The sequence below is a fragment of the Paractinoplanes toevensis genome (genome assembly GCF_018332695.1).
Taxonomy (GTDB): Bacteria; Actinomycetota; Actinomycetes; order Mycobacteriales; family Micromonosporaceae; genus Actinoplanes; species Actinoplanes toevensis.
In genome coordinates this window covers 1-17,611 of sequence record NZ_BOQN01000016.1, presented here as the reverse complement: position 1 = coordinate 17,611, position 17,611 = coordinate 1, and the positions used below count along the sequence as shown (strand labels likewise).

Below are 17,611 nucleotides of genomic sequence, written 5' to 3'. Positions count from 1 at the left end.
TGTCACAGCCCGGGACGTGGTTGTCACGAACCGGTGGGCCGGCCTGTCCTTATTGCATGACTGAGCATCGTGTCGTGGTCGTCGGCGCCGGGTTCGGTGGGCTCTTCGCCACCAGGACGCTGCGCCACGTGCCCGCGAAAGTTACCCTGATCAACGGAACCACCTACCACCTGTTCGAGCCGCTGCTCTACCAGGTCGCGACCGGCATCCTGTCCGAGGGCGAGGTCGCACCGCCCATCCGGGAGATCTTCAAGGGCCGCCGCGACCTCGACATCCAGCTCGGCTGGGCCACCGACGTCGACGTCGAGGCCCGCGAGGTCGTCGTGAACGGGGCCGACGGGCGGGTGCGGCGGGTGCCGTACGACTCGCTGATCGTGGCGGCCGGCGCGCAGAACTCGTATTTCGGCAACGACAAGTTCGCCGAGCACGCGCCCTCGCTGAAGAACATCGACGACGCGCTCGAGGTGCGCAGCCGGATCTTCCACGCCTTCGAGATGGCCGAACTCGCCGACGACCCGGAGGAGCGGAACCGCTGGCTGACCTTCGTCATCGTCGGGGCCGGCCCGACCGGCGTGGAGCTGGCCGGGCAGATCGCCGAGCTGGCGCTGCGGTCGCTCAAGGGCCAGTACCACCACGCCGACCTCGACCGGACCCAGATCGTGCTGATGGATGCGGTCGACCGGGTGCTGCCCGCGTTCGACGAGCCGCTCTCGGTCAGCGCCTTGAAAACCCTGAAGAAACTGCATGTCGACGTACGGCTGGGAACGCGTGTCGTGGACGTCGACGCGTCCGGCGTGACCGTCGCGGGTGGCGAGCGCGTGGAGGCGTACACCAAGATCTGGGCTGCCGGTGTTGCGGCGCCGGGCCTGGCCCAGCGCCTCGCCGAGAGCACCGGCGCACCCACCGACCGGGCCGGCCGGATCGTCGTCGAGCCGGACTGCACCGTCCCCGGCCACCCCGAGATCTTCGTGGTCGGTGACATGGCCGCGCAGAACCTGCCCGGCGTCGCCCAGGTCGCCATGCAGGGCGGCCGTTACGCCGCCCAGGTGATCAAGGGACGGCTGGCCGGGAAGCCGGTGACCAAGCCGTTCAAGTACTTCGACAAGGGCAACATGGCGACCATCTCGCGGTTCTCGGCCGTCGCGAACGTCGGCAAGCTGCATCTCTCCGGGCTGCTCGGCTGGTTCGCCTGGCTCGGCGTGCACCTGTTCTACCTGATCGGGTTCAAGAACAAGGTGACCACGCTGATGCACTGGACGGTCAGCTTCCTAGGGCGAGGGCGTTCCGAGCGGATCGCCACGACGCAGCAGATCAACGCCCGGAACGCCTTGCACCACCTCTCAACGGACGACCATCACCGGGCAGCCGGCGCGGTGCAGCAACTGCAGAACGGTCGACCCGAGTAGGGCCGCGGCCACGCGGCAGCCCAGCCGGCGCAGGCGTTTGTCGGCCTTGGGTGCCGCCGAGCCGGCCAGCGGCTTGTCCATCCGGCTGCAGAACGCGGCCGCGGCCAGGCCCGCCGGCGGGGGCGAGTGGTCGAGATATTCACGCAGGCCGGCGCCGGTGTGCTTGGCACCCAGGATTCGTAGACGACGAGCGCTTTCATTCTCGGCCTCCTCGGGTTCCAGCCTTCCGCTGCCCGAGGCGCCGGGTCAGGGCCGAACGGCCCTGGCGTACGGGACCTGTGTTGCCCTCCCGTTCCCGGCGGGTTACCTTCTGGGAGCGCTCCCATTGACGGATGTCTCTCTCCCTCTCCCCGGAAGGAAATTCCGTGTCCCCCACATCCCCCCGACGGCGGCTGACCACCGCCGTTCTCGCCACCGCCTGCGCCACCGCAGCGGCCGGCGCCTGGGCTCTGGCCGGCGGAACCGCCTCCGCCGGCACCATCAGCGGTGCCCTCTACCGCGACCCCGACACCGCCGTCGCCCGCTGGGTGGCGGCCAACCCCAACGATTCCCGTACGGCCGTCATCCGCGACAAGGTCGCCAGCCAGCCGTCCTCGCGGTGGTTGTCGAACTTCAACGTCGGCACCGTCCAGGCCGAGGTCGCCGGTTACGTCGGCGCGGCCAACGCGGTCGGGCAGATCCCGCAGCTCACCCTGTACGGCATTCCCAACCGGGACTGCGGCGGTGCCAGCGCGGGCGGCGCGCCCGACCTGGCCACCTATCAGACCTGGATCGGCAACATCGCCCGCGGGCTGGGCGGCTCGACCGTGCTGATCCTGCTGGAACCCGACTCCCTCGCGCTGCAGACCTGCCTGAGCAGCAGTGAACGGTCGGCCCGCGACGCCGCCCTGCGCACCGCCACCCAGACCCTCAAGGGCGCGAACCCGAACGCCAAGGTCTACCTCGACGCCGGTCACTCGGCCTGGAACACGGCCGGCGACCAGGCCGGCCGGCTCGTCGCGGCCGGGGTGGCCGTCGCCGACGGCTTCTACACCAACGTCTCGAACTTCCAGCCGACCTCGAGCGAGGCCGCCTACGGCCGGTCGATCCTGTCGGCGCTGTCCGGCCAGGGCGTGTCCGGCAAGCACCAGATCATCGACACCAGCCGCAACGGCGGGGCGGCCGGCGACTGGTGCGGCGACGACAACACCGACCGGCGGATCGGGGCCTACCCGACGACCGCGACCAACGACGCCAACATCGACGCGTACCTGTGGGTGAAGCCCCCGGGTGAGGCCGACGGCTGCGCCTACGCCGCCGGATCGTTCCAGCCGAACCTGGCCTACAGCCTGGCCAGTTCGGCCCCGAACCCGCCGACCACCACCCCGCCGACGACGGTGCCCACCACGGCTCCGACGACGGCTCCGACGACCCCGCCGACCACCGCCCCCACGACGGCGCCGACCACCCCGCCGGCGACGGCCGGGTGCACCGCGACCTACCAGACCACCAGTACGTGGTCCGGCGGCTTCCAGGGCCAGGTCACGGTCAAGGCCGGCAGCAGCGCGATCGCGGGCTGGACCGCCACCTGGACGCTCGGCAGCGGCCAGACCATCACCCAGGTGTGGAACGGCGAACTGTCGACCAGCGGCTCGGCGGTAACCGTCCGCAACGTGTCCTGGAACGGCGCCCTCGCCGCCGGCGGCACCGCCCAGTTCGGCTTCCTGGCCAACGGCAACGCCACCACCCCGTCCCTCACCTGCACCACCCGCTGACCGGTTCGGGCCCGGTCGCGCGGCCGGGCCCGGACCCCAGCGCAGAACTACGCAGTCCCTGCGGAGGCCTCTGCCCGAGCGGCGCTGCCGGCGACCTCCCGCATAGTGGCCGTCGGGGCGGAGCCTAGGTGGGGATGGCGATTATTCGGCCCTCGGTGGCGGCTCGGCGGGCGTGTTCGAAGAAGTCGGGGGCGGCGCAGGCGAACAGCGTCCGGCCGGTGGGGCCGCCCAGCGCGCAGGCGTAGACCGGGGTGCCGGGATGCACCTCGCCGGCGATCTCGCCGTCCACCAGGCGCAGCAGGCGGGCGCCGATCGCGTCGGCTATCCACAGGGCGCCGTCGGGGGCCAGGCAGGCGCCGTCCGGGGCCACCACCAGTTGCGGCATGACCTTCTCGAACTCGCGCTCGGTCGGGACCGGGCCGAACTCGGCCCACACCCGGCGGTTCGTCAGGTCGCCGGCTGGGGTCACGTCGAAGGCGGTCACCCGGTTGCCGAAGGTCTCGTTCACCAGCAGGACGTTGTCGTCGGTGATGACTACCCCGTTGGGGAACCACAGGTCCGCGGCCACCTCGGTGACCGTGCCGTCCGGGTCGACCCGGTGCAGGGCGGCCGCGGCCATCGGGGCGCCGGCCATCAGGTCGTAGCCGAAGTTGCCGGCGTACGCCCGGCCGGCCGCGTCGACGACCATGTCGTTGAGGTGGCCGGTGGCGTGTTCGCCCAGGTCGGCGTGGACGACCAGGGAGCCGTCCGGCTCGCGGCGGAGGATCTTCCGGTCGCGCATCGACACGACCAGCAGGCGGCCGTCGGGCAGCCAGCCCAGGCCGGACGGCTGCTCCGGAACCGTGGCCTCGACCCGCAGGTCGGAACCGTCGGCGCGGGCCGAGCGGACCACGCCGGCGTAGAAGTCGGAGAACCAGAGACGATCTTCGTGCCAGCGTGGGGCCTCGGCGAAGTGCAGCTCGGAGATGACGGTTGACGGATCCGCGACCATGGAGATCCTCCTCATAAGTGAACGCATAGTCACCAGCTGCGGGCCCGGCTGTCAAGGTTATGGGGCGGCGAGACATCGACCGGCGCGGCTATGCTGCCCGCCGAAAGATCCACCCACGGGGGAGTTGAAGTGTCTCGACGTTTTCGCGGCTTCCTGCCGCTTGCTTTGATAACCGTCACCGCACTGGCCGCCGGCTGCGATGACCAGGCCACGCCGACGGCGGCCGCCCCGGCGACCAGCGCCACCACCGCGGCGGCGCCGGCCACGTCGGCCACGCCGGCCGGGCCGACCAGGAACGAGGTCTGCACCGAGGTCACCAAGGTGGTGATCGACGGCAGCGTGCAGATCGCCGACAACGCGGTGAAGTCGATCGATGAGCGCTGGAGCACCAAGGAGGTCAACGACCACCTGCGCACGAGCTTCGGCGACATGGCCAAGAAGGTGCGGGCGCAGGCCGAGGCGGTGGCCGACCCCGAGCTGAAGGCGGCCGTCGAGAAGACCGCCGCCGAGCTGGCGCAGGGCGCCAAGAGCAGCAAGCCGGACGACTTCCTGGCGAAGGACTTCCAGACCCTCAGCAAGGATCTGGACAAGGCCTGCGGGGCCTGAGAAAAGGGGCCGGCCGGAGCCGTTCGGCTCCGGCCGGCGCCGGTCAGGAAATGCCGGCCTGCGGGCCGGAGTAGGTCTTGACTACCGACGGTACGGCGGAGGCCGCGTCCAAGGTGTACGAGTAGAAACTGCTCGGCGTGAACGCGGAACCGAGCGTCTCCTGTCTGCCGCTGCAGCCCGTCAGAACGCTGCCGCTCTGCTTGAGCTGGGCCGTCGAGTCGGGGTAGTAGGGGTTCACCACGTTCTCGAAGTAGCTGTTCTCGATGACCATCTTGGTGCTGCCACGCGCGTAGTTGCCGTATGACGTGACGTTCTGCAGGTAGTTGTTGTAGAGATGCGCGTACAACAGATTGTCAGCACTGGGATTGCGCTGGTTGCTGTTGTAGATCCAGTTGTGGTGGATGGTCATCCGGGCGATCACGTTCTCGGTCCAGCCGATGCCGAACGTCTTGTTGTGGTTGCCCATCTGGTTCCACGAGACGGTGACGTAGTTGGTGTCCTTGCGACTGTCGATGTAACCGTCGTTGATGTTCGTGAAGGTGTTGTGGTCGATCCACACGTGGTCGGCGGTGTCCATCTGGATGCCGTCGTAGTCGAAGTCCTTGTCATCGGGGTCGTCCGAGGCCACCGCGGTGTCACCGATGGTCAGGTTCCGGATGATGACGTTCTTGACCCCGGCGCCGAGGAAGAATCCGCCGGCCTTGATCCGCCCGGTCGTGCCGATCCCGATGATGGTCTTGTTCGACGTGACCGGGATTTCGTAGCCGTAGGTCGGGACGGTGATGGTTCCGCTGACCTTGACGACGTACGCGGAGCTTGATGTCGCGTATTTCAAGAGGTCGGCATAGGTCGTGACGGTGACCGTCGTGCCGCCCGCACCACCGGTGGTTCCGGTGGCGAAGCCGTCGGCCGTGTTGGACCAGGTGCGGCCGCCGGACAGAGCGGTGAACGCCCACTGCTTGTTGGTGTTGGCCGTGCAGGTCTCCTGGATGATCGCCGTGCCCGAGGTGGTCGAGGCGTCCTTGTCGCTGATGCAGAGCCCGCTGTTGACGTTGACGATCTGGTAGGTGCCGGAGCCGCTGGCCACCAGTTTCCAGTTCTGGTTGGCCTGCGAGGCGACGCAGGTGTACTGCTGCAGCTGGACGCCGGAGGTGGTGGACCAGTCCGGCACGTCGACACACTTGCCGCTGTTGACGTTGACGAGCAGGTAGTTCGAGCCGCTCGCGGTCAGCGTGAACTGCTGCCACTTCGCGTTGTCGGTGCAGCCCCACTGCTGGAGAAGTGCGCCGTTGGCGGTCGAGGCACCGGGGACGTCGACGCACATCCCGCTCTTGGTGACCTTCAGTTGATAGGCCGCGCCGGTGGCGGGTGCGGCGTACGCCGTGGTGGAACTGCCGACCAGGACAGCGGCCGCCAGGAGCACGAGTACCAGAATTTTCCTCATAGCGGGTTCCATCCGTCCGTGCCGGCGAGGTACTTCTGCGGGGTGTAGTTGGTGGCGGTCGAGTCGGACATCTGCGGCCGGTTGCTGTTGGTGGTCGCGCCCGAGCCGGTGTTCTTGTATTCGTAGAAGCGGGCGTTCTTCCACGAGTTGCTGGACATGTCGGTCCACGGCTGCGCGGTCGCGATCGTCGCGCTCAGCGAGGACTCGCGGTAGAGGACCTGGGCGTCGGCGCCCCACGGCCGGCCCAGCTGGGTGGTGTTGTTGGTGGCGCCGGTGATCGTGCACTTGGCGAACAGGAAACCGTAGGTGACGCCGGCGTCGGTCTTCGCGGCGGTGATCGGCCCGCCGGTCGAGCGCTTCTGGTAGATCGAGGAGGTGTTGAAGACCGCGGTGCCGCCGCCGAAGATGAAGTCGACGGTGCCCTCGACGTACGAGTTGACGTAGTAGGAGCGGTAGGCGTTGACCAGCAGGGTGTCCTGCGCGCCGAGGAAGCGGACGTTGGTGAAGACCGACCGGTCGGCGTTGACGTTGACCGCGACGGCCTGGCTGCCTTCGCCGTAGTCGTTGGACAGGGTGATGTTGGTGGCGGCGAAGTCGTGGCCGTTGACGAAGACGGTCGCGCTGCCCGACGTGCCGTAACCGCCGGCCGAGCTGTGGTTGTTCACGATCACCGTCTGCGACGCCGAGGAGCCGAGACCCTGCAGCGTGACGTAGGGCTTGGTCGACGGGATCGTCACGATCTCGCGGTAGGTGCCGGCCTTGACGGTGATGGTCCGCCGGGTGGTGTTGCCGGCCGGGACGGCGTCGATCGCGGCCTGGATGGTCGTGTACTGACCGGTGCCGTCGGAAGCGACGACCGCACCGGTGCTGGAGCCGGCCGTGGCGAACGCCCACTGCTTGTTGGTGTTGGCCGTGCAGGTCTCCTGGATGATCGCCGTGCCCGAGGTGGTCGAGGCGTCCTTGTCGCTGATGCAGAGCCCGCTGTTGACGTTGACGATCTGGTAGGTGCCGGAGCCGCTGGCCACCAGTTTCCAGTTCTGGTTGGCCTGCGAGGCGACGCAGGTGTACTGCTGCAGCTGGACGCCGGAGGTGGTGGACCAGTCCGGCACGTCGACACACTTGCCGCTGTTCGCGTTGACGAGCAGGTAGTTCGAGCCGCTCGCGGTCAGCGTGAACTGCTGCCACTTCGAATCGGCCGTGCAGCCCCATTGCTGCAGCAGCGCACCGTTGGCGGTGGAGGCACCGGGGACGTCGATGCACATGCCGCTCTTGGTGACCTTCAGTTGATACGCGGTACCTGTGGCGGGGGCGGCGGCTGCCGGGGAGGACAGCGCGATTGCGGCACCGGGAATGACCAGTGCCAGGATCGCCAGAAGCAACCCTTGCCTTTTGAGACTCAGCCTTCCCATGAGAGGGGTCCTTTCGTTCGAGCCGCCCGGTGGCAGGCGGCCGACGCGTGAGTCACCGGAGTCCGGTCGTGGCGATGCCCTTCACCAGGTACTTCTGACCGGCGATGAAGAAGCCGATCACCGGGGCGAGGGAGACGAACGACATCGCGAACATCTCGCCCCACTGGCTCTGGCCCTCGGAGTCCATGAACTGCCGCAGGGCCAGCGGCACCGTGTAGAGCTGCGGGTCGGTGAGGTAGAGCAGCGGTTCGAAGAATTCGTTCCACACCGCGATGAAGGTGAAGATGGCGGTGGTGGCGAACGCGGGCAGGCACAGCGGCATGATCACTTTCCAGAAGGTGCGGAACGGGCCGCAGCCGTCGATCCGGGCCGCGTCGTCCAGTTCGGTCGGCAGCGACCGCATGAACTGCACCATCAGGAAGATGTAGAACCCGTTGGTGGCCAGGAAGTGCGGCACCAGCAGCGGGTAGTACGTGTTGAGCCAGCCCAGCTTGTCGAACAGCACGTACCGGGGAATGGTCAGCACGTGCCCGGGCAGCATCATCGTGCCCAGCATCAGCGCGAAGAACAGCCGGCGGCCGGTGAACCTCAACCGGGCGAAGGCGTACGCGGCGAGGGAGCAGGACATCAGATTGCCGGCGATGCTCAGCGTCACGATGATCAGCGAGTTGATCAGGTAGACGTCGAACGACTCCGGCAGCGACGTCCAGCCGCGCGGGTAGTTGCCGGGCGCCCAGGCGTGCGGCCACAGCCCCTCGTCGGTGAAGACCGTGTTGCTGGACTTCAGCGAGCTGGAGACCAGCCAGATCAGCGGGTACATCATCAGCGCACCGACCGCGGTCAGCCCGAGATGGCGCAGCCACCGCACCCGGCGCGGCAGTTTCTCCCGCCGCGCGGCAACCAAACGGCTCAACGTCAGCGTCATGGCAGTCCTAGTTCTCGTAGAAGACCCAGTAGCGGGCGGCCAGGAAGTTGACGGCCGTGAAGCCGGCGATGATGATCAGCAGCAGCCAGGCCAGGGACGACGCGTAGCCCATGTCCAGCTCCCCGAACCCCTTTTGATAGAGGTAGAGGTTGGAGAACAGGGTCGACTCGGCCGGGCCGCCGGTGCCGCCACTCATCACGTAGCCCTGGGTGAAGGTCTGGAACGACGCGATCATCGACTGCACCAGGTTGAAGAAGATGATCGGGCTGAGCAGCGGCAACGTGACCGACCGGAACTGCCGCCACCCGGACGCGCCGTCCATCGCGGCGGCCTCGTAATACATCGCCGGGATCTGCTTCAGCCCGGCCAGGAAGATCACCATCGGCGCGCCGAACGTCCACACGTGCAGCAGGATCAGCGTGCTCAGCGCGAAGTGCGGATCGGACGTCCAGCCCGGCCCCTGGATGCCGAGCCGGCCGAGGAACTGGTTGACCACGCCCTGGTAGCCGAACAGGTAGCGCCACAGCATGACGATGGCGACGCTGCTGCCCAGCAGCGACGGCAGGTAGTAGATGCTGCGGTAGACGGCCAGTCCCCGTACGCCCCGGTGCAGGACCATCGCGACCGCGAGGGCCGCACCCAGCGAGAGTGGCACCGAGACCAGCGTGTAGATGAAGGTGACCTTCAGCGACTGATGCAGGTGGACGTCGCCGATCATCTCCCGGACGTTGGCCAGACCGGACCAGTGCGGGGGAGTGAGCAGGTTGTAGTCGGTGAAGGCGAGGTACAGCGAGACGACGAACGGGCCGACCGTGAAGAGGATGCCGACCAGCCACGGCAGCAGGAAGAGGTAGGCGGCCCGGTCCTTCCTCACGCCGACAGAGCCTTCTGGCCCGCGTCGACGAACTCGGCTGCCCCGGCCGCCGGGGTCTTGCGGCCGAACTCCACCTCCGTACTGATCGACTTGAGGATGTTGGTGAGTTTGGAGGCGCCGATCGGATACGAGTACGACGGCGGCAGCTTCTCGTTCTGCAACTCCGCCAGGTACGCCGAGGCCCGCTGATCGTCGGTCTCCAGCCCGGGGGTGATCGCGGTCGCCACCGGCCGGCTGGCCGGAACGCCCCGCGTCGTGCCCGCCGCCTTCGCCCCGGCCACGTCGTTGACCAGGAAGTTCAGCAGGGTGAGCGTCTCGGCCGGGTGCTTCGACTTCGCCGCCACCGACCACAGCGCGGGCGTGTCGATCGACTGGCCGCGCCGCGCGCCCTGCGTCTCGCCGGGGATCCGCAGCAGCTGCAACTGCCCGCCGCAGACCTTGTCGAAGGTGAGGAAGTTGTTGGTCGGGATGATCTGCGACGCGATCGCCTTCTTGGCGATGTAGGACTGGGCGGCCGACGCGCCGCCGTTCGGGTCGATGAAGCCGGCCGGTGGGAAGGCCTTGTCGGCCCGCATCTTCTGCACCATCGCCAGCCAGCCGGTCATCGTGGCAGCGGTGATCCCGAGCTTGCCGTCGGCGGTGTAGAAATCCTCGCCGTGCTGGCGGGTCCAGACGATGAGGTTGGCGATCGTCCAGACCTCGAAGTTCGTGCCGTAGACCTTGCCGCCGCTGGCCGTCGTGACCTGCTTGGCGAACGTGGCCAGGTCCTCCCAGGACCAGGTGTCGCCGTCCGGGATCTGCACCCCGAACTTGTCGGTCAGCGCCTTGTCGACGACGAAGCCGATGGCGTTCAGACCGGACGGCACCCCGAAGTTCTGCCGGCCGACCACGCCCAGGCCGCGGGCGGAATCGGTCAGGCCGGACAGGTCGAGCTTGCCGCCCTGCTGGGCGAGATCCAGCAGGGCGCCGCGGTTCGCGTACTCGCGGAGGCTGTCGGTGCGCATCGCCATCAGATCCGGCGGATCGCCGGCGGCGAACCGGGTGACCAGCTTGTCCTTGTACGGCGAGGAGTCCTGGTACTCGGTGCGCACCCGGATGCCGGGATTGGCGGTGTGGAACAGGTCGAGGGCTTTCTGGGTCTTCTCGGCCCGCGCGGCGTCACCCCACCAGACCATGTTCAGCTCGACCGCGTCACCCTTCTGGTCGCCGCCCCCGCCGAACCCACGCCCACAGGCGGGGAGGGTGGCGGCCAACCCGGCCAGGCCGGCGAGCTTCAGCGCCCCGCGCCGGTCAACAGTGTTCACGATCGATCCCTTCGTCAATTTGTTTCAGTGTTTTATCTATCGAGTGCCGTCCATGTCAACAGCTCTCCCACCTGGACGTATTCAGGTAATGCGAATTTGTTACAGACATTGACGTAACTCTCTCGACGCGGGTAGCTTGACCGACCATGTCGTCCGTGAACCTGACCTGCGCCGGGCGCGTGGTTGCCCGCTACGTGTGGGATCCGGACCTGCCGGCCGCCGTCTCGCCCCGGCCCTACCTGCATCCGGTGACGACCCTGGCCGGCACCACCGTCACCGGCTTCATGCCCGCCGACCACCGGCACCACCTGGGCGCGAGCGTGGCCATCCCGGTGCTCAACCAGGCCAACTTCTGGGGCGGAAGCACCTATGTGGCCGGTCGCGGCCCGGTGCGCCTGGACAACCACGGCCGCCAGCAGCACGCGCGCTGGCTGCACCGCTCCGGGGACCGCCTGGTGCAGGAGATCTGCTGGGTCGGGCGCGACGGTGCGCCACTGGCCCGCGAGGTGCGGTCACTGTCGGTGCGGGCGGTCGGTGACACCTCGTGGCGGCTGCGGGTCGGGTATGCGCTGAGCGGGATCGACGGCGAGACCCTGGTGATCGACAGCCCCGGTGCCCGGGGCCGGCCCGGCGCGGGGTACGGCGGGTTCTTCTGGCGCGCTCCGGCCGGGCTCGCGCAGGTCCGGGCGTACGGGTCGGCCGGCGACCCGCACGGCAGCCGCGAACCGTGGGTCGTCCTGACCGGCAGCGAGTCGCAGGCCGCCGCGTGGACCCTCGTCTTCCGGACCGGCGCGCACGCCGACCCGTGGTTCGTGCGGGCCTCCGACTACGCCGGGGTGTGCTCGGCGATCGCCTGGGACCGCCCGGTGACCGTTGCGGCGGGCGGCGTCCTGACCCGGCGCCTGTCCGTCCTGGTCGCCGACGGGCCGCCCACCGACCACATCCTTGAGGCGGCCGCCCGATGACCGAGGTGTGGAGCGCCGACACCGGGGACGGGTGTTACCGCAACCCGGTGCTGTTCGGCGACTGGTCGGACCCCGACGTCGCACGGGCCGGGCGGGACTTCTACCTGATCGCGTCCAGCTTCAACCGGGTGCCGGGGCTGCCCGTGCTGCACTCCACCGACCTGGTGAACTGGCGGTTCGTCGGGCACGCCCTGCAACGGCTCGTGCCGGAGGCCGTCTATGCCACGCCCCGGCACGGGTGCGGGGTGTGGGCGCCGGCGCTGCGGTATCACGCCGGGCGGTTCTGGATCGTCTACCCCGATCCCGATCACGGCATCTACGTCACGACGGCGGCCGATCCGCGCGGACCGTGGACGCCGCCCCGCCTGATCCTGGCCGGTAGGGGGCTCATCGACCCGTGCCCGCTGTGGGACGACGACGGGAACGCCTACCTCGTGCACGCCTGGGCCAAGAGCCGATGCGGATTCAACAACCGGCTCACCGCGTACCGGATGACGCCGGACCTGACCCGCCCGCTCGACACCGGCATGGTCCTGGTGGACGGCGACGCCGTCCCCGGGTGCTACACCCTCGAGGGCCCCAAGTGGTACCGGCGCGACGGCTGGTACTGGATCTTCGCCCCGGCCGGCGGCGTCGCGAACGGCTGGCAGTACGCGATGCGCTCGCGCAGCGTCCTCGGCCACTACGAGCCGCGGGTCGTCCTGGCCCAGGGCGACACCGAGATCAACGGCCCGCACCAGGGCGCCTGGGTGGACGACTGGTTCGTTCACTTCCAGGACCGTGGCGCCTACGGCCGGGTGGTGCACCTGCAGCCGGTGACCACCGACGACGAGGGCTGGCCGGTGATCGGGGATCGGGGGGTCCCGGTCATCCGGCACCGCAAGCCGCTGCAGGGCGGCCCGGTGTGCGCCCCGCCGAGCGGCGACCGCTTCGTCGGCGGCCGGCCCGGCCCACAGTGGACCTGGCCGGCCAATCCCCAGCCGGGCTGGCTGCTGCCGCCCGGGGATGACGGGCTCCGGATGGCCTGCGTGCCCTGGCCGTCGGCGGATCTGCGGGACGTGCCCACCGTGCTCGGCCAGCGGCTGCCGGGGCCGCGCTTCCGGGCGGAGACCACGCTGCGCCTCGACGCGCCGGCCGGCTCCCGCGCCGGGATGGTGGTGCGCGGCAAGGCGTACGCCTGGATCGGGCTGGACCACCGGCCCGGCGGAACCGTTCTCGTCTGCCGCACCGCCGACGCCCCCGGCGGGCCGGAACGGGATCTGGTGACGCCGGTCCCGGTCGCCGCCGACGCCGAGGTCCGCCTCACCGTGACCGTTACCGACGGCGCCGTCGTCCACCTCGAAGCCGAGGGGATCGAAGCATCCTTCGCCGCCGTCCCGGGCGGTTGGATCGGCGCCACCCTCGGCCTGTTCGCCACCGCCCGGCCCGGGGCCGGTGGCGGACGGGCCGAGTTCGAACCGTTCCGCGTCGCCGGACCCGGCGATGCGGAACTCCTGCCGTTGCGTTCCCGGGAGGCCTGATGAAACTTCTGGCACTCATCCTCGCCGCGTCCGGTCTCGTGGCGCCGGCCCACCACCCGGCCGCCGAGGTCTGGGCCGATCAGGCCGTCGGCTTCGCCGCCGGAACCACCGGCGGGAGCGGGGGAGCGGTGGTGCGGGCCACCACGCTCGCCGAGCTGCGGGCGTACGCGGCGGCTGCCGAACCGCTGACCATCCGGGTCGCCGGGAGCATCCTTGTCGACCCGTTCGGCGACATGATCCGGGTGGGGTCGGACAAGACCATCACCGGTGAGGGCGCGGGTGCGGAACTCGTCGGGGGCGGGCTGTTCCTCGATGGAACCCACAACGTGATCATCCGGAACCTGACCATCCGGGACTCCTACATCCCCGGCGACTTCGACGGCAAGACCGCCGACAACGACAACGACGGCATCCGCCTCGACACCGCCGACCACGTCTGGATCGACCACACCCTCATCGAGCGGGTCGGTGACGGCGGCATCGACATCCGCAAGGACTCCGACCACATCACGCTGTCCTGGAACATCATCAGCGACATCAACAAGGCTCTCGGCGTCGGCTGGACCGCCAACGTGGTCACCCGGCTCACCGCGCACCACAACTGGATCCGCAACACGGTGCAGCGCAACTGGAGTCTCGACAACACGCTCGCCGCGCACCTCTACGACAACTACCTGAGCGATGTCGCCCAATACGGCACGATGGCCCGCAACTACGCCCGGGTGGTCGTGGAGGACAGCACGTTCGAGCACGTCAACGATCCCCTGGTGGTGCTGTCCCCGACGGCCGGGCTGGTGCAGCGGGGCAATCGCTTCAGCGCGACCTCCGGTCGCACCGACTCCGGGGGCGCGGCGTTCGATCCGGCGAGCTATTACCCGTACGCGTCGGAGCCGGCCGATGTCGCCGCGCGGAACACGCGGCAGTTCGCCGGACCACACCGCCGGGCCGCGGTCACACCCCGCCGGATCACCGTGGCCCTGGACGGGTCGGGCGACTACGGCAGCCTGCTCGCGGCCCTGGGTGCGGTGCGGGACGCCACCGGGCCGGTGACCATCGCGGTCGGACCGGGCGTCTTCCGGGAGATCGTGCGGGTGTGGCCGGCCCGGGTGCCGGTGACCGTGACCGGCACCGCGGAAACGGTGCTCACCTACGACCTGAGCCCGGACGGGACCAAGTTCTACGGCGGCACCTGGGGAGCCGGCGGCGCCGCGACGCTCGGGCTGCTCGGCGACGGCAACACCGTGCGCGGGCTGACCGTGGCCGGCAGCGTGGCCGTGCGCACCGCCGGCGACCGGGCCGTCCTCGACCGGGTCCGGATCGACGGCGGCTACCAGGCCGACGGTGGCCGCACCCATCTTCGCGACTGCACCCTGGCCGGCCGGGCCGCCGGTGCCGCCGTCGCCGTCCTCGACCGGTGCACCGTGCTGACCGACACGCCCGGCACGATCGCCGCGCCCACCACCCCGGCCCGCGAGCGCTACGGATTCCTGTTCAGCCGCTGCGTCTTCGACGGTGCCGCCCCCGCCGGAACGGTTCACCTCGGCGAGTCCGGCCAGATCGTCGTGCGTGACTCGGTGCTCGGCGCACAGATCGCCGCCGCGCCCTGGACCGGCTCCGGACGCTTCGCCGAGTACCGCAACCGCGGGCCCGGCGTCGGAACCGGCCCCGACCGGCCGCAACTGACCGCCGCGCGGGCGACGGCCTTCACCGTCGCCGCCTACCTGCGATAGGTGGCTATCCTGCTGGCGTACGGATCCCCTGGCCCGGAGGCACGCGTGACCGGTGACGCCCCAGCTGTCCTGCGTGTCGCCGACCGGACCGTCGCCGAGTACGCCTGGCAGCCCGACCTGCCCGTCGGGCTCTCCCCCCGGCCCTACCTGCACCCCGTCCGCACGCTGGGCGGCGCGGTCGTCACCGAGCTGATGCCGCCGTCGCACCGGCACCACCTCGGCGTCAGCGTCGCGGTCGCCGAGGTCGACGGCGGCAACTTCTGGGGCGGCCGCACCTTCACCCCCGAGCACGGGCCCGCCTGGCTCGACAACCAGGGCACCCAGCGGCACGTGCGCTGGCTGCGGCGCAGCGACACGGCACTGGCCGAGGCGCTGCGCTGGGACACCATCGACGGCGCGTCGCTGCTCGCCGAACGGCGAACCATCGAGGCCCGCCCGCTGGACGACACCGCCTGGGCCCTCGACTTCGCGTTCACCCTGGCCAACGTGGCCGAACGGGACCTGCCGATCCGCAGCCCGGCCATCCACGGCCGGGCCGGCGCCGGCTACGGCGGGTTCTTCTGGCGAGCGCCGTCGGCCGGGCCGTCCCGGCTCTCCGCCGACGTGCACGGCCGCTCCGCGCCCTGGATGTCGATCGAGTCGGCCGGCTGGACGCTGGTGTTCGTCGCCGGGGACGCCGCCACCCGGGCCGACCGGTGGTTCGTGCGCACCCGCGACTACCTGGGCGTCGGCTCGGCGCTGGCCTGGGACGCGCCGCTCGTGCTCGCGCCCGGTGCGTCGCTGACCCGGCGGGTGGTCACCGTGGTCGCGGACGGTGCGCTGTCCGGGGCGCGGGCCGCCGCGTACGCCGGGCAGCTGGTTTCATGACAAGGCCGGTGCATCGCGTGGCGCCGGCCACGGACACCCCCGTACGGCAGGAAAGCCTGCGGGCCCACAACCTCTCCCTGACGTTCCGGCAGATCGTCGGCGCGCCCGCGCCGATCTCCCGGATCGAGCTCGCCGTCGCGACCGGCCTGACCCGGCCGACCATCACCCGCATCGTCGACGAGTTGCTGGCCGGCGGCCTGATCGTCGAGGCCGGCCCGGCCCGCTCCGGCAACAGCGGCCGCCCCCGCGTCGGGCTCAGCCTCGCCCCGACCGGCCCGGCCGGGCTCGGCCTGGACATCCGCGTCGACGCCCTGTCGGCCTGCGTGGTCGACCTGACCGGAACCGTGCGGCACCTGGCCTTCGCCCCACGGCCGCCGGCCGCGGCCGACACGCTGGCCCGGCTGGCCGACATGGGCCGCGCGGCGATGGCGGCGGCCGCCGCCGAAAAACTGACCGTCGTGGGTACGACCCTCGCCGCGCCCGGCCCGGTCGAGAACGCCGGCGTCGTCCGGTTCGCACCGGTGCTGGGCTGGCGGGACGTCGACGCCGCGGCGGCACTGCGGCACGCGCTCGGCGAGGTCATGGTGGACAACGACGCCGGCCTGGCCGCACTCGGCGAGCTGTACGCGAGCGCGCCGGCGCTGCGCAACTTCGTCTGCGTCAGCGGAGAGTTCGACATCGGCGCCGGGATAGTTCTGGAAGGCGCCCTGCTGCGGGGCGCCCGCGGCTGGAGCGGTTCACTCGGGCACGTCGCGGTGACCGCCGACGGCCCGGTGTGCGCGTGCGGCGCCACCGGGTGCCTGCAGCACTACGCCGGCCTGCAACAGATCCTCGCCCCCGCTGCACCGGCGGCCGCCCCCGCTCCGGCCGTCGCCATCGACATCCTGGCCTCCTCGGGTGACCGCGACACCCTGGCCGCTCTGGACCGGGCCGGCACGGCGCTGGGCGTGGCCCTCTCCGCCCTGATCAACATCATCGACGTCGACACGGTCCTGCTGGGCGGCAGCTACTCACTGCTGGCATCCTGGCTGACCGAGGGCGTAGAACGCGAACTGAACCGCCGCGTCCTGACCGCGAGCTGGGCCCCGGTGTCGGTGCGCCCGGCCCCGCTGGGCCCGGACGCGGCGGTGATCGGCGCCGCCCTGAGCGCGATCGACCGAGTCCGCCAGGACCCGAACTCCTGGCTGGCCCGCGCCTGATTCCTCAGCGGTCGGCCGGTTCCCAGAGCAGGATCTGGCGGTGGTGGCGGAAGCCGTTGCGCAGGTAGAACTCGACCGCGCGGCGGCCGGAGTGGACGGTCACGTGCAACAGGTCCCGGGCGCCGGCCTCGGCCAGGATCGCGGCCATCAGTGCGGCGCCGATGCCCCGATTGCGGTACTCCTCGCGGACCATGACCGACTGGACGTCGCCGTATCGCCGGTCCATCGACTCGTCTCCGGGCACCCGTTCCGCGACGAGGAGCCAGGCCGCGCGCTTTCGGTACGCGCCGGCTCGCTCTCGTGGCACGCGGTCCCGGCAGGTGCAACTCACCCTCCGCGCGCTCGCTGCGGGCGGGCCCGGCTCAAGCTCGCAACCCCGACCCGCCCACCGGCCCGCCGGCGGGAACAGTCCCGGGCGGCAGCCGTCGGCTCCTGCAGGGTGGTCGTTTCTCTCGGATACTGGGTCGTCGTCCCGGATCCCGGGCATAGTCCCGCCTGATGAGCAGTGCTTCCACGCTCTGGGTCACCGAGCGGTCAGAAAGACATGACATATCGCCTATGTCCGATGCTGCCGGCTCGGTCGGACGTGATCTTGTGGACTTAGCGTGCGGACAGAG

At 70.2% G+C, this 17,611-nt stretch carries 15 protein-coding genes; 8 read left to right on the top strand and 7 right to left on the bottom strand.

Going from position 1 to position 17,611, the window contains the following annotated elements:
* The first annotated feature begins 56 nt into the window (after positions 1 to 56).
* Together Ato02nite_RS06775 and Ato02nite_RS06770 are read left to right on the top strand one after the other, a co-directional pair.
* Entirely contained in the window at positions 57 to 1,406 is a 1,350-nt protein-coding gene (locus tag Ato02nite_RS06775; protein ID WP_213005525.1) for an NAD(P)/FAD-dependent oxidoreductase, read from the top strand.
* Positions 1,407 to 1,771: 365 nt separating this feature from the next.
* Positions 1,772 to 3,160 carry a glycoside hydrolase family 6 protein gene (locus Ato02nite_RS06770; RefSeq protein ID WP_438873020.1) on the top strand — a complete coding sequence of 463 codons (1,389 nt, stop codon included), beginning with the start codon at positions 1,772 to 1,774 and terminating at the stop codon, positions 3,158 to 3,160.
* A 124-nt stretch (positions 3,161 to 3,284) separates the two neighbouring features.
* On the opposite strand, the gene Ato02nite_RS06765 is transcribed toward Ato02nite_RS06770, so the two are convergent.
* Positions 3,285 to 4,151 carry an SMP-30/gluconolactonase/LRE family protein gene (locus Ato02nite_RS06765; protein WP_213005523.1) on the bottom strand — a complete coding sequence of 289 codons (867 nt, stop codon included), beginning with the start codon at positions 4,149 to 4,151 and terminating at the stop codon, positions 3,285 to 3,287.
* A gap of 129 nt (positions 4,152 to 4,280) precedes the next feature.
* Between Ato02nite_RS06765 and Ato02nite_RS06760 the strand changes: the two genes are divergently transcribed.
* Positions 4,281 to 4,757 (top strand): hypothetical protein, encoded by a 477-nt coding sequence (locus Ato02nite_RS06760; protein WP_213005522.1) that lies wholly within the window; start codon positions 4,281 to 4,283, stop codon positions 4,755 to 4,757.
* 43 nt (positions 4,758 to 4,800) lie between these two features.
* Here the strand turns inward: Ato02nite_RS06760 and Ato02nite_RS06755 are convergent, their stop codons facing one another.
* The 5 genes from Ato02nite_RS06755 to Ato02nite_RS06735 are packed head-to-tail and all read right to left on the bottom strand — an operon-like array spanning position 4,801 to position 10,713.
* Positions 4,801 to 6,201 (bottom strand): RICIN domain-containing protein, encoded by a 1,401-nt coding sequence (locus tag Ato02nite_RS06755; RefSeq protein WP_213005521.1) that lies wholly within the window; start codon positions 6,199 to 6,201, stop codon positions 4,801 to 4,803.
* Positions 6,198 to 7,610, bottom strand: coding sequence for a pectinesterase family protein (locus Ato02nite_RS06750; RefSeq protein WP_213005520.1), 1,413 nt, complete (start codon positions 7,608 to 7,610; stop codon positions 6,198 to 6,200). Before Ato02nite_RS06750 ends, Ato02nite_RS06755 begins: the two co-directional genes overlap by 4 nt.
* Before the next feature lie 52 nt (positions 7,611 to 7,662).
* Entirely contained in the window at positions 7,663 to 8,535 is an 873-nt protein-coding gene (locus tag Ato02nite_RS06745; RefSeq protein WP_213005519.1) for a carbohydrate ABC transporter permease, read from the bottom strand.
* 7 nt (positions 8,536 to 8,542) lie between these two features.
* Complete coding sequence (locus tag Ato02nite_RS06740; RefSeq protein ID WP_213005518.1) at positions 8,543 to 9,409, bottom strand: carbohydrate ABC transporter permease; 867 nt, start codon at positions 9,407 to 9,409, stop codon at positions 8,543 to 8,545.
* Positions 9,406 to 10,713: an ABC transporter substrate-binding protein gene (locus Ato02nite_RS06735; RefSeq protein ID WP_213005517.1), complete on the bottom strand. Its 1,308-nt coding sequence runs from the start codon at positions 10,711 to 10,713 to the stop codon at positions 9,406 to 9,408. Before Ato02nite_RS06735 ends, Ato02nite_RS06740 begins: the two co-directional genes overlap by 4 nt.
* A gap of 146 nt (positions 10,714 to 10,859) precedes the next feature.
* Here Ato02nite_RS06735 and Ato02nite_RS06730 point away from each other — a divergent pair, with 146 nt between their 5' ends.
* The 5 genes from Ato02nite_RS06730 to Ato02nite_RS06710 are packed head-to-tail and all read left to right on the top strand — an operon-like array spanning position 10,860 to position 16,994.
* Positions 10,860 to 11,678 carry a DUF6807 domain-containing protein gene (locus Ato02nite_RS06730; RefSeq protein ID WP_213005516.1) on the top strand — a complete coding sequence of 273 codons (819 nt, stop codon included), beginning with the start codon at positions 10,860 to 10,862 and terminating at the stop codon, positions 11,676 to 11,678.
* Positions 11,675 to 13,198: a glycoside hydrolase family 43 protein gene (locus tag Ato02nite_RS06725; RefSeq protein ID WP_213005515.1), complete on the top strand. Its 1,524-nt coding sequence runs from the start codon at positions 11,675 to 11,677 to the stop codon at positions 13,196 to 13,198. The genes Ato02nite_RS06730 and Ato02nite_RS06725 overlap by 4 nt, the downstream gene beginning before the upstream one ends.
* Complete coding sequence (locus tag Ato02nite_RS06720) at positions 13,198 to 14,928, top strand: pectinesterase family protein (RefSeq protein ID WP_213005514.1); 1,731 nt, start codon at positions 13,198 to 13,200, stop codon at positions 14,926 to 14,928. Before Ato02nite_RS06725 ends, Ato02nite_RS06720 begins: the two co-directional genes overlap by 1 nt.
* A 45-nt stretch (positions 14,929 to 14,973) precedes the next feature.
* A complete protein-coding gene (locus Ato02nite_RS06715) occupies positions 14,974 to 15,795 on the top strand; it encodes a DUF6807 domain-containing protein (RefSeq protein WP_213005513.1) in 822 nt (273 codons plus the stop codon).
* Positions 15,796 to 15,812: 17 nt separating this feature from the next.
* The gene (locus tag Ato02nite_RS06710) at positions 15,813 to 16,994 is read left to right on the top strand and encodes an ROK family transcriptional regulator (protein WP_246606201.1); all 1,182 of its coding nucleotides are present in this window, start codon (positions 15,813 to 15,815) and stop codon (positions 16,992 to 16,994) included.
* A gap of 4 nt (positions 16,995 to 16,998) precedes the next feature.
* Here the strand turns inward: Ato02nite_RS06710 and Ato02nite_RS06705 are convergent, their stop codons facing one another.
* Entirely contained in the window at positions 16,999 to 17,220 is a 222-nt protein-coding gene (locus Ato02nite_RS06705) for a GNAT family N-acetyltransferase (protein WP_213005511.1), read from the bottom strand.
* Positions 17,221 to 17,611: the final 391 nt, after the last annotated feature.